We start from the raw sequence: 12960 nt of genomic DNA on the forward strand, positions 1-12960 counted from the left end.
CCGGTTGATAGCCCTTACAAGCCTTCGCCAAGCACCCGGTCAATGCTGTCGACGAAGTAGTCGACGCTCGCCCGCGTGGTGCACATCGGCGGCTTGATCTTGAGGATGTTCAGGTAGTCGCCGGTCGGCTGCATGAAAATTCCCAGTTCGCGCAGGCGGTCGCACAGCAGCATGGTTTCCTCGGTGGCCGGCTCCAGGGTTTCACGGTTGCGCACCAGCTCCAGCCCCAGGTAGAAGCCCGAGCCATGGGCCGCGCCAGCCAGCGGGTACTTGTCGACCAGCGCCTGCAGGCGCGCCTTGAAATAGCGCCCAGTGTCGCGGGCGTTGTCCCACAGGCCTTCCTCCTGCATCACGTCCAGCACCGCCATGCCGATGCGGCAGCTGACCGGGCTGCCACCGGCCGAGGAGAAGAAGTAACCCTCGGCCTCCAGGGCCTCGGCGATCTCGCGGCGGGTGATCACTACCCCCAGCGGCTGGCCGTTGCCCATGCCCTTGGCCATGGTGATGATGTCAGGCACCACGCCCTGTTCCTCGAAGCCCCAGAAGTACTCGCCCAGGCGCCCGTAACCGACCTGCACCTCGTCGGCGATGCACACGCCGCCGCGGGCACGGACCTTGGCATACGCCTCGCGCAGGTAACCGGCCGGCAGCGAAATCCCCCCGGCGTTGCCGTACACCGGCTCGCAGATGATGCCGGCCAGCTGGCGCCCGCGGGCATCGAGGTCGGCCAGCTTGGTGTCGACGTCGCGCAGGTAATCGGCGGCCGTGTCGGCACCGCGGAAGCGGCCGCGGAAGGTGTTCGGTGCCTCCACCGGGTGCACCCAGTCCGGGCGGGTTTCCAGGGCCTGCGGGTTGTCGGCGATGGAGGTGGAAATGGCATCGGTGGCCACCGACCAGCCGTGGTAGGCCTCCAGCACGCTGAGCAGGTCACGGCCACCGCTGTAGGCCCAGGCCAGGCGGATCGCCAGGTCGTTGGCCTCGGTGCCGCTGTTGACCATGAACACCCGGTCGAAGCCTTCGGGCGCGAGGGCGAGCAGGCGCTCGGAGAACTCGGTGATGGCGGCATAATGGAAGCGTGAGTTGGTGTTGAGCAGTGACCACTGGCGCGCCGATTCGGCGACCATGCGCGGGTGGCCGTGGCCCAGCACGGCGACGTTGTTGAGCATGTCCAGGTATGACCGGCCCTGCAGGTCGATCAGGTAGTTGCGCCAGCCGCGTTCGATCTGCGGCGGCTGTGTGTAGTAGTGCTTCTGCGAGCGGGCGAAGCTGGCGTCGCGACGGGCCAGCAGGGCCTGCGGGTCGGGCAAAGGTTCGGCATCGCAGTCAAAGCCCAGCAGCGCGGCAGGCGACGGGCACAGGGCCAGCCAGGCGGCAGCCTGGGACGGTGTGGCGAAGAATGGCGGCTGGGTGCGGGTGTCCAGGCACAGCTGGACACTGAGGTAGCCGCAGCTGCTGCCCAGGGATTGCCCTTTTGCCAACGCCTGGCCATCGGCCGGGGCATCTTCCAGGCCTTGCAACCACAAGGCCCAGTGGGGCGTGCGCAGGCAGCCGCGACCGTCGCCGTCACCGTGCCAGATGCCCGCGTCGGGCGCCTGGACCGCACTGCCATTGGGCACATGCAGCTCTACGCCCAACGCGCAGGTTGCCGGTTCTTCGGGGCGATCGATATGGGTCTGTGACAGCCGGTACTGGCCATGCAGGCTGCAGGCTGGCGCCGGTTGTGCGCTCAGCAGGTGCTGGTCGAAGCCCGGCTGTTCCCAGTTGCCGGCTTCGCAATGCGCGCTGAGCACACCCAGGTCGACGCGCTTGACCGCCAGCCCGGCCAACTCCGGTAGCAGCGGCGCACAGCCCGTCAGCGCGGCTGCGTCGACTGGCAGGCCGGCCGCCTGGAGAATGGCCGCCTCCATCAAGGCGAATGGCACGGCCGTAGCGGTATCGAAGATTTCCCATTCATGGGCGACGTTGTCACGGGTGTAGTGATTGTCCGGGTCCACGGCCAGTTGCTGCGCGCTACTCAGCACCAGCACCGCCGCACGGTTCAGCACCAGCGGCCACAGGGCACGCAGTTCTGCTTCGGTCAGCGGGTTGAGGGCCTGGTAGGCGCTGACTGCCGGCAGGATGCGCAGCGGGTCGCCTTCGGCATGGTGCAGCAGTGCAGCGCAGGTCACCGAGAGGTCGGCGATGCGCCAGGTGCGCGACAGGTCGCCGAAGTCGATGACACCTTGCAGTTGCCATTGGCGCTGGTCGTCGCGGGCCCACACGGTGTTGTCGTCGGTGATGTCCAGGTGCACGGCCTGGGTTGGCAGCCGCTCTGCCAAGGGCGCGAGGCGCTCGCTGGCCAGGCGCGTGGCCTGTTCGATGCGGGCGCGTTGCGTGGGGTCGTGCAGTACCGGCAGCAGGTGCGTGATCAGCGCCTGGGCATGCTGCGGGTCCCATTGCAGGGTACGCTCCAGGCCCGGATGGTCGAAGTCGATCAAGGCCTTGTCGAGCCGTGCGCACAGCCTGCCCAGTTCAGCTATCAGGCGCGCCGGCATGTGCTTGAGGCGCGTCACTGGCTGGCCGTCAATGTAGTCGAGCAAGCGCACCCGCAGGGGTTGCCCGTCGATGGCCACTGCCAGCAAGGTGTCACCATTTTGTGCCGCTTGCACGGCGGGCACCGGCACGCCCTGCTCGCGCAGGTAGGCGAGGGCGGCGTGCTGCGCCTGCAGTTCGACCTCGGCGTAGCTGCCGTGACAGGCCTTGAGCACGAAGCGGCCTTGCGCGGCGTCCACGCGCAAGTTCAGGTCCTGCTGGCTGCCCAGCGCCGTCAAGTCGCCATCCAGGCCGTAATGCGTCCGCAGCAGCGCATGCGCCTGAGCTTCGCTAAGCGCAGGGCTGGGCAGGGCGGAGCGCTGGATCAGCGTGTCGAGGGCAGGGGAGGCGGGTTTTTTTTGTGGGCTGGACATGAGCTCTACCGTTGTTGCCGGGGTTGACGGAAGAGAATCTATTCCCGATATGGCTGATGATGAAAGATGATCGTGATCAGAATTTCTGATGGATGATGGCACTTGGCCTTGTAGCTAGGGTTGATGTTTGAATTTGGGAAGCATTACCATTTGCTCTTGTCTTCTCAATCCAATGCCATCAGGACTTACACCATGTCGTCCCGTTTTCCGTCACGCCCAACATTGTTGGCGATTTGCTGTTCCTTAAACCTGATGGCGCAAGCTGCCGAGCCGATCCAGCTGGAAGCGACGGACGTCAATGCCAATGCCTTGAAAGCCCAACCCGGCGCGTTGCCCGAGGCGTTCGCTGGCGGCCAGGTCGCCCGCGGTGGCCAGATGGGTGTGTTGGGCAACCAGGACTACATGGATGTGCCGTTCACCATGACCAGCTATACCTCCAAGCTGATCGAAGACCAGCAGGCTGAGGACATCGGCGACGTATTGGCCAACGACCCTTCGGTGCGCGAGTCGTTCGGTTTCGGCAACCAGTCCAAGGTCTTCATCATCCGCGGCCTGCCGCTGGCGGGGGACGACATTTCCTTCAACGGCCTGTACGGCATCCTGCCGCGTCAGATCATGTCAACTGACGGTGTCGAGCGGGTCGAAGTGTTCAAGGGGCCCAATGCCTTTCTCAACGGCGTGAGCCCGACCGGCACCGGCCTTGGCGGCAACGTCAACCTGCAGCCCAAGCGTGCGGGCGATGAGCCGACCCGTCGCTACACCCAGGACATCAGTGCTGATGGCCGTATGGGCGAGCACCTGGATATTGGCCAGCGTTTTGGTGAAGACAACCGCTTCGGCGCCCGGCTGAACCTCAGCCAGCGCGAAGGTGAAACCGCCATCGACGACCAGGACCAGCGCACCAAACTGTTCACCGCAGGCCTGGACTACCGCGGTGACAACTTCCGCGTATCGACCGACATCGGATACCAGAAGCAGCGCATCAACCACTTGCGCAACTCGGTGCGCCTGGGCGGTACCACGACCAAGGCCCCGACCGCGCCAGATGCCGACCACAACTACGGGCAGAGCTGGAGCTACAGCGAATCGGAGGACACCTTCGGCATGGCCCGTGGCGAATGGGACCTGAACGACAGCTGGACCGCCTACCTTGCCGGCGGTGCCCGCCACAGCCGCGAGCACGGCACCTATGGCACCCCGGTGCTGGTCGGCAACAGTGGCGCGGCCACCATGACCCCCTCCGATATCGTTCATGTTGAGGACAACACCAGCTTCAGTACTGGCCTGAATGGTCGCGTGCAGACCGGCCCGATCAGCCACCAGATCGCCGTGGGCGCCAACACGATGTGGACCCAGGCCGCAAACGCCTACACCTTCTACTTGCCGATCAGCACCAACATCTACGACACGGTGCAGCGGCCAAAACCTGGCAACGTCACCAGCTGGGGCGGTGACATGGGCGACCCGGGTGTGACCGGCAAGACGCGTGCGCGCAGCATTGCGATTTCCGACACGGTCGGCCTGTTCGACGACCGCCTGCTGCTGACCTACGGCTTGCGTCGCCAGCAATTGCGCGTGGAAAACTACTTCTATGACGGCACCTCCAGGCTCCCGAGCGCGGATGGCAGCCGTAACGGCGACCCTTACGACAAGTCGATCACCACACCGGTGTACGGCATCGTGTTCAAAGCCACTGACAGTATCTCGTTGTACGCCAACCGCATCGAAGGCCTGGCCCAGGGCGCGACAGCGCCGAGCAATGTATCGAACGCCAACGAGATGTTCCCGCCTGGCCGCACCAAGCAGCTCGAGGCCGGCATCAAGTTCGACCGCCTGACCTATGGCGCGAACCTGGCCGTGTTCCGTATCGAGAAACCGTCAGACGGCTACACCTTGAACGACGTCTTCATCCGCGATGGCGAACAGGTGAACAAGGGCCTGGAACTGAGCCTGTTCGGCGAGCCCGTCGAAGGCCTGCGCCTGATGGCCGGTGGCACGCGTATGACTTCGGAGCAGAAGAACACCGCCAATGGCACCAACGATGGCAACCACGCCATCGGCGTGCCGACCTTCCAGCTCAATGCCAGCGTCGACTGGGATGTGCCGGGCGTGCCGGGGTTGGCGCTCAATGCGCGGATGCTGCGCACCGGTGGCCAGTTCGTCGATGCGGCGAACAACGTCAGCCTGCCGACCTGGAACCGCTTCGATGCCGGCGCACGCTACAAGCTGAAAGTGGCGGAGAAGGACCTGACCCTGCGGGTCAACGTCGAGAACCTGACCGACAAGAACTACTGGGCTTCGGCCAACGGTGGCTACCTGACCCAGGGTGATCCGCGTCTGGTCAAGTTCTCTGGCACCATCGATTTCTGATAATCCGGGCCTACGCGGTTCCGTGTGGGAGCGGGCAAGCCCGCGAAGAAGGCGACGCGGTGGATGGCACCGGCTTTGCCGGTGTTCGCGGGTTAACCCGCTCCCACAGGTACTGCGCAAGCCTTCAGGCTAATGGTTATCCCTGCGGGAGCGGGCATGCCCGCAAAGAGGCCCGTCCGCAGCGATGCCATTCCGGATCTACGCCTTCAGACATCCCCTAAAAACGCTGCCTCCAACAATTGTTTCGTATAAACATGTTGCGGCGCGTGGAAGATCTCCCGCGCTTCCCCTTGTTCCACCACATGCCCATGCTTGATCACCATCAACTGGTGACTCAGTGCTTTCACCACCGCCAGGTCATGGCTGATGAACAGGTAAGTCAGGTTGTACTTGGCCTGCAGATTGCGCAGCAACTCCACCACCTGCCGCTGCACCGTGCGGTCAAGCGCCGAGGTCGGTTCATCCAGCAGAATCAGTGCCGGCTTCAGCACCAACGCCCGGGCAATGGCGATGCGCTGGCGCTGGCCACCGGAAAACTCGTGCGGGTAGCGATGGCGGGTGCGCGGGTCCAGCCCCACTTCCTCCAGCGCCGCAATGATCGCTGCCTCCTGCTCCGCCGGCGTGCCGATCTTGTGTATCCGCAAGCCCTCGCCAACGATATCCGCCACGCACATGCGCGGGCTCAGGCTGCCGAAGGGGTCCTGAAACACCACCTGCATTTCCCGCCGCAGCGGCCGCACTTGCTTCTGGTTCATCCCTTCGAGCTGTTGCCCATGAAAGCGGATCCCACCCTGGCTGGAGATCAACCGCAGAATCGCCAGGCCCAGTGTCGATTTGCCCGACCCGGACTCGCCGACTATGCCCAGCGTCTGCCCCTGGGGCAGGCTGAAGTTGATGCCGTCCACCGCCTTCACATGGTCCACCGTCTTGCGCAGCAACCCCTTCTTGATCGGGAACCACACCTTCAGGTCATTCACCTCCAGCAGCGGCGCCCCTACCGGGTTATGCGCCGGCAACCCGCTGGGCTCGGCGTTGATCAGCATCTGCGTGTAGTGATGCTGCGGTGCGCTGAACAGCGTGGTGCACTCGGCCTGTTCGACGATCTGCCCGCGCTGCATCACGCACACACGGTGGGCGATGCGGCGCACCAGGTTGAGGTCGTGACTGATCAGCAGCAGGGCCATGCCTAACTTCGCCTGCAGCTTTTTCAGCAGGTCGAGGATCTTCAACTGCACGGTCACATCCAGCGCCGTGGTCGGCTCATCGGCGATCAACAGCTCGGGCTCGTTGGCCAGGGCCATGGCGATCATCACCCGCTGGCGCTGGCCGCCGGACAGCTCATGGGGCAGGGCCTTCAGGCGCTTGCGCGGTTCGGGGATGCCGACCATTTCCAGCAGCTCCAGGGTTCGCGCAGTGGCTTGCTTGCCAGTCAGGCCCTTGTGCAGCAGGAGGATTTCATTGATCTGTTTCTCGATGCAGTGCAACGGGTTCAGCGAGGTCATCGGCTCCTGGAAGATCATCGCGATGCGGTTGCCGCGAATGCCCTGCAGGGCCTTTTCGTTCTGCTGCAGCAGATCTTTGCCCTCATAGCGGATGCTGCCACTGGGGTGGCGCGCCAGTGGGTAGGGCAGCAGCCGCAGAATCGAGTGTGCGGTGACGGATTTGCCCGAGCCGCTTTCGCCGACCAAGGCCAAGGTCTCGCCCTTGCGGATGTCGAAGCTGATGCCGTCGACCACTCGGTTGACGTGTTCGCCGGTGACGAACTCCACGGCCAGGTCACGCACTTCGATCAGGTTCTGTTCACTCATTTCACTTCCTCGGGTCGAAGGCATCGCGGGCGGATTCGCCGATGAACACCAGCAGGCTGAGCATGATCGCCAGCACGGCAAAGGCGCTGATGCCAAGCCACGGGGCTTGCAGGTTGGACTTGCCTTGCGCTACCAATTCACCCAGCGACGGCGCGCCAGGGGGCAGGCCGAAGCCGAGGAAGTCCAGCGCGGTCAGGGTGCCGATGGCACCAGTGAGGATGAACGGCATGAAGGTCATGGTCGAGATCATCGCGTTGGGCAGGATGTGCCGATACATGATCGCGCCGTTGCGCATCCCCAGGGCGCGGGCCGCGCGCACGTATTCCAGGTTGCGCCCACGCAGGAACTCGGCACGTACCACGTCCACCAGGCTCATCCACGAGAACAACAGCATGATGCCCAGCAACCACCAGAAGTTGGGCTGCACGAAGCTGGCGAGGATGATCAACAGGTACAGCACTGGCAGGCCGGACCAGATTTCCAGGAAGCGCTGCCCGGCCAGGTCGACCCAGCCGCCGTAGAAGCCCTGCAGGGCACCGGCAATGACGCCGACGATGGAACTCAACACCGTCAGCGTGATGGCGAACAGCACCGACACGCGGAAGCCGTAGATCACCCGCGCCAGCACGTCGCGGCCCTGGTCGTCGGTGCCCAGCCAGTTGTCGGCCGAGGGTGGCGCCGGGGCCGGTACGCGCAGGTCGTAGTTGATGCTCTGGTAACTGAACGGGATCGGCGCCCAGACCACCAGGCTGTCCTTCTTCTGCAGCAGGTCGCGGATGTACGGGCTCTTGTAGTTGGCCTCCAGCGGGAATTCACCGCCAAAGGTGGTTTCCGGGTAGCGCTTGAACGCCGGGAAGTACCACGAGCCTTCATAGCGCACGGCAATCGGTTTGTCGTTGGCGATCAACTCGGCACCCAGGCTCAGGCCGAACAGGATCAGGAAAAGCCACAGCGACCACCAGCCTCGGCGGTTGGCCTTGAAGCGCTCGAAGCGCCGGCGGTTGAGGGGGGACAGGGCCATGTCAGTGCTCCCGGCTGGCAAAGTCGATGCGTGGGTCGACCAGGGTATAGGTCAGGTCGCCGATCAGTTTCACCACCAACCCGAGCAGGGTGAAGATGAACAGGGTGCCGAAGACCACCGGGTAGTCGCGGTTGATCGCCGCTTCGAAACTCATCAGGCCCAGGCCATCGAGGCTGAAGATCACCTCGATCAGCAGAGAGCCAGTGAAGAAGATGCCAATGAATGCCGATGGGAAGCCGGCGATCACCAGCAGCATGGCGTTGCGGAACACATGCCCGTACAGCACGCGTGGCCGGCTCAGGCCCTTGGCCTTGGCGGTGACCACGTACTGCTTGTTGATCTCGTCGAGGAAGCTGTTCTTGGTCAGCAAGGTCATGGTGGCGAAGTTGCCAATCACCAGGGCGGTGATCGGCAACACCAGGTGCCAGAAGTAGTCGAGCACCTTGCCGGTGGTGGACAGCTCGTCGAAATTGTTGGAGGTCAGGCCGCGCAGCGGGAACCAGTCGAAATAGCTGCCGCCGGCGAACAGCACGATCAGCAGGATGGCGAACAGGAACGCAGGGATGGCGTAGCCGACGATGATCGCCGAGCTGGTCCAGACGTCGAAGTGGCTGCCGTGGCGTACCGCCTTGGCGATGCCCAGCGGAATCGACACCAGGTACATGATCAGCGTGCTCCACAGCCCCAGCGAGATCGACACCGGCATCTTCTCGGCGATCAGGTCGATGACCTTGGCGTCGCGGAAGAAGCTGTCACCGAAGTCCAGCGTGGCGTAGTTCTTGATCATGATCCACAAGCGTTCGGGCGCCGATTTGTCGAAGCCATACATGTGCTCGATTTCGGCGATCAGCGCCGGGTCCAGGCCCTGGGCGCCGCGGTAGTTGGAACCGGCCACCGAGACCTCGGCGCCGCCGCCGGCAATGCGGCTGGTGGCGCCCTCGAAGCCTTCGAGCTTGGCGATCATCTGTTCCACCGGGCCGCCGGGGGCAGCCTGGACGATGATGAAGTTGATGATGAGGATGCCGAACAGGGTCGGAATGATCAGCAGCAGGCGACGCAGGATATAGGCCAGCATGTCAGTTGGCCTCGTCTACAGGGGTTTCGCCCACGGCAGGGGTGACGTTGGGCTTGATCCACCAGGTGTCGATGCCGACGTCGTACTTGGGCGAAACCTTGGGATGGCCGATGTGGTTCCAGTAGGCCACGCGCCAGGTCTTGATGTGCCAGTTGGGGATCACGTAGTAACCCCACAGCAACACGCGGTCCAGCGCCCGGCAATGGTCGATCAGGCTCTGGCGCGAATCGGCGTTGATCAGCTGTTCCACCAGTTGGTCGATGGCCGGGTCGCGCAGCCCGATGAAGTTGCGGCTGCCCGGGTTGTCGGCGGCGCTGCTGCTCCAGTATTCGCGCTGCTCGTTGCCCGGCGAGTTGGACTGCGCGAAGCCGCTGACGATCATGTCGTAGTCACGCGAGCGCAGGCGGGTGATGTACTGCGAGACATCGACGCGGCGAATGTTGAGGTCGATGCCCAGGTCGGCAAGGTTACGCTTGAATGGCAGCAGGATGCGCTCGAACTCGGTCTGCGCGAGCAGGAACTCGATCACCACCGGCTTGCCCTGGGCGTCGACCATCTTGTCGTCGACGATCTTCCAGCCGGCTTCCTGCAACAGCTTGTAGGCCTTGCGCTGTTGCTCGCGGATCATGCCGCTGCCATCGCTGACCGGGTTGTGGAAGGCCTCGCTGAAGACCTGATCAGGAACCTTGCCGCGCAGCGGCTCGAGGATCTTCAGCTCATTGGCGCTGGGCAGGCCGCGGGCAGCCATTTCCGAGTTCTCGAAGAAGCTGCCGGTGCGGGTGTAGGCGCCGTTGAACAACTGCTTGTTGGTCCATTCGTAGTCCAGCAACTGGCTCAGCGCCTCGCGCACGCGCACGTCCTGGAACAGCGGGCGACGGATGTTGAAGACGAAGCCCTGCATCCCGGTGGGGTTACCGTTGGGCAGCTCTTCCTTGATCAGGCGGCCTTCACGAACGGCCGGCACGTTGTAGGCGCTGGCCCAGTTTTTTGCGCTGACTTCCAGGGCATAGTCGAAGGCACCGGCTTTCAAAGCTTCCAGGGCGACGGCGGTGTCGCGGTAGGCGTCGAAAGTCATGGCGTCGAAGTTATAGAAACCGCGGTTGATCGGCAGGTCCTTGGCCCAGTAGTCCTTTACCCGCTCGTAACGGATGCTGCGCCCGGCCTTGACCTCGGCAACCTTGTACGGCCCGCTGCCCAGCGGGATTTCCAGGTTGCCGCGGTTGAATTCGCGGTTTTCGTACCAGTGCTTGGGCAGCACTGGCAGCTGGCCGAGGATCAACGGCAGCTCGCGGTTATTGTTGTGCTTGAACCTGAACAGCACCCGCAGCGGGTCTTCGGCAACCACTTCGGCGACGTCGCCGTAGTATTGGCGGTAGAGAGGGGCGCCATCCTTGATCAGGGCATTGAAGGTGAACACCACATCCTCGGCGCGCATCGGGTGGCCATCGTGGAAGCGCGCTTCGGGGCGCAGGTAGAAACGCACCCAGCTATTGTCCGGGGCTTTCTCGATCTTGCCGGCGACCAGGCCGTACTCGGTGAACGGCTCGTCCTGGCTCTGACGCATCAGGGTGTCGTAGATGATGCTGATGTTTTCGGCTGACACGCCTTTGTTGATGAACGGGTTGAGGCTGTCGAAGCCACCGAAGCTGGACTGGCGGAAGGTGCCGCCTTTGGGCGCGTCGGGGTTGACGTAGTCGAAGTGCTTGAAGTCGGCCGGGTATTTCGGCGGCTCGTCGTAGAGGGTCAGCGCGTGTTGCGGCGCCGCCAGCGCGGGCAGGCTCAGGCAGGCGAACAGCAGGCTGCAGGCCAGGCGATGCGTCGGCTTCATTGGGCTTTCTCCGAAGACTTTAGCCACCAGGTATTCAGCCCGAGGGTATAGGGCGGCGTGGTGACGAAGGCGAACCGGTTACGGTAGGCCAGGCGGTGATTGTCGAGGTACCAGTTGGGAATCATGTAGTACTGCCATGACAGCACGCGGTCCAAGGCGCGGGCGGCGGCGACCTGGTCATCCCGGGTGCGCGCTGCCAGCAGGGTGTCGAGCAGGTGGTCGACCACCGGGTCCTTGACCCCCGCATAGTTCTTGCTGCCCTTGGTCGAGGCCTGGCTGGAATGGAAGTACAGCCACTGTTCAAGGCCCGGGCTCAAGGTCTGGTTCAGGGTCATCAGGATCATGTCGAAGTCGAACTGGTCCAGGCGTTGTTTGTACTGGGCACGGTCCACGGTGCGCAAGCGCGCCTCGATGCCGATGCTGGCCAGGTTTTCGACATAGGGTTGCAGGATGCGTTCGAGGCTCGGGTTCACCAGCAGCAATTCCATGCGCAATGGCTGGCCCTTGGCGTTGACCAGGCGCTGGCCGTCGAGCTTCCAGCCGGCCTGGTTCAGCAGGCCCAAGGCCTGGCGCAATGTCTGGCGACCGATGCCGCGCCCATCGGTGTGGCTGACCTGAAAGGGCTGGGTGAACAGCTTGTCGGGCAACTGGTCGCGGAACGGCGCCAGCAGCAGCCATTCCTTACCGGTGGGTACGCCGCTGGCCGCGAACTCGCTATTGGGGTAGTAGCTGGTGGCGCGGCGGTAGGCGCTGCTGAACAGCGCACGGTTGGTCCACTCGAAGTCGAGCATCAGGCCCAGAGCCTGGCGCACCCTGGGGTCGCTGAAGGCAGCCCGGCGGCTGTTCATGAACAGGCCTTGGGTCTGGGTGGGGATGCGGTGCGGGATCTGCGCCTTGATCACTTCGCCACGGCGCACAGCCGGGAAGTTGTAACCGTTGGCCCAGTTCTTGGCCTGGTGCTCGATATAGATGTCGAACTCACCGGCCTTGAATGCTTCGAAGGCCACGGTGGCATCGCGGTAGAACTCGAATTCGACGTGGTTGAAGTTGTACTTGCCGCGGTTTACCGCCAAGTCCTTGCCCCAGTAGTTCTTCACCCGCTCGAACACCAGGCGGCGGCCAGGCTCGACCTGGGTGATGCGATAGGGCCCGCTGCCCAGCGGCGGCTCAAAGGTCGTGGCCTCGAAGTCACGCTTTTGCCAGTAGTGCCTGGGCAATACCGGCATCTCACCCAGGCGCAGAATCAACAGCGGGTTGCCGGCACGCTTGAAGACGAAGCGGATGCGCAGCGGGCCGAGGATATCGACCCGCTGCACTTCCTGCAGGTTGGTGCGGTAGATCGGGTGGCCTTGCTTGAGCAGGGTGCGGTACGAGAAGGCCACGTCGGCTGCGGTGATCGGCGCGCCGTCATGCCAGCGTGCTTCCGGGCGCAGGTTGAACACCACCCAGCTGCGGTCCTCGCTGTACTCCACCGAGCGGGCGATCAGGCCATAGCTGGAGGTGGGCTCGTCACCGGACGGGTCGTACTGGCCGGTGCCGACCATCAGCGTTTCGTTCAGCTCGCTGACCCCGTATTGCAGGAAGTTCGGCGTGGTGACCGGGCTGGTGCCCTTGAAGGTATAGGGGTTGAGCGTATCGAAGGTGCCGAATGCCATGGCCCGCAAGGTGCCGCCCTTGGGCGCTTGCGGGTTGACCCAGTCGAAGTGGGTGAATGTGGCTGGGTACTTGAGCGTGCCGAACTGCGCGTATCCGTGGCTTTCGCTCACCATCGCGACGGCGGGGAAGCTCAAGGCCAGGCTGAGTGACAGCAGGAGGGGACGTATCAAGTCGGCATCCGATCCAGAGGCGTTGGGCTTTGGTCGGGGTACAGTAACAGCTTGCCGGGTATGGAAAAAGAGAAGGAGTAGGGGAAT

Annotated in this window: 7 protein-coding genes; 1 reads left to right on the plus strand and 6 read right to left on the minus strand. The window is 63.7% G+C overall.

What is annotated here, in order from left to right; genetic code table 11:
* Positions 1-14: 14 nt before the first annotated feature.
* Positions 15-2945 (minus strand): aminotransferase, encoded by a 2931-nt coding sequence (locus ACTORR_RS23345; protein ID WP_441343914.1) that lies wholly within the window; start codon positions 2943-2945, stop codon positions 15-17.
* Positions 2946-3137: 192 nt separating this feature from the next.
* On the opposite strand from ACTORR_RS23345, the gene ACTORR_RS23350 reads away from it, so the two are divergent.
* The gene (locus tag ACTORR_RS23350; protein WP_313365984.1) at positions 3138-5315 is read left to right on the plus strand and encodes a TonB-dependent receptor; all 2178 of its coding nucleotides are present in this window, start codon (positions 3138-3140) and stop codon (positions 5313-5315) included.
* 206 nt (positions 5316-5521) lie between these two features.
* On the opposite strand, the gene ACTORR_RS23355 is transcribed toward ACTORR_RS23350, so the two are convergent.
* From ACTORR_RS23355 to ACTORR_RS23375, 5 genes are read right to left on the minus strand one after another with little or no spacing between them, the layout of a single operon-like run.
* Positions 5522-7123, minus strand: a complete 1602-nt coding sequence (locus ACTORR_RS23355; protein ID WP_441343915.1) for an ABC transporter ATP-binding protein — start codon at positions 7121-7123, stop codon at positions 5522-5524.
* Between the two features lies 1 nt (position 7124).
* Entirely contained in the window at positions 7125-8144 is a 1020-nt protein-coding gene (locus ACTORR_RS23360) for an ABC transporter permease (RefSeq protein ID WP_054884024.1), read from the minus strand.
* 1 nt (position 8145) lies between these two features.
* Positions 8146-9219 carry a microcin C ABC transporter permease YejB gene (locus ACTORR_RS23365; RefSeq protein WP_027919080.1) on the minus strand — a complete coding sequence of 358 codons (1074 nt, stop codon included), beginning with the start codon at positions 9217-9219 and terminating at the stop codon, positions 8146-8148.
* Between the two features lies 1 nt (position 9220).
* Positions 9221-11047 (minus strand): extracellular solute-binding protein, encoded by a 1827-nt coding sequence (locus tag ACTORR_RS23370; protein ID WP_313364958.1) that lies wholly within the window; start codon positions 11045-11047, stop codon positions 9221-9223.
* Positions 11044-12816 carry an extracellular solute-binding protein gene (locus ACTORR_RS23375; protein ID WP_262110039.1) on the minus strand — a complete coding sequence of 591 codons (1773 nt, stop codon included), beginning with the start codon at positions 12814-12816 and terminating at the stop codon, positions 11044-11046. The genes ACTORR_RS23370 and ACTORR_RS23375 overlap by 4 nt, the downstream gene beginning before the upstream one ends.
* Between the last annotated feature and the right edge of the window lie 144 nt (positions 12817-12960).

Source organism: Pseudomonas sp. SAR267, from assembly GCF_052077595.1.
Taxonomy (GTDB): Bacteria; Pseudomonadota; Gammaproteobacteria; order Pseudomonadales; family Pseudomonadaceae; genus Aquipseudomonas; species Aquipseudomonas vlassakiae.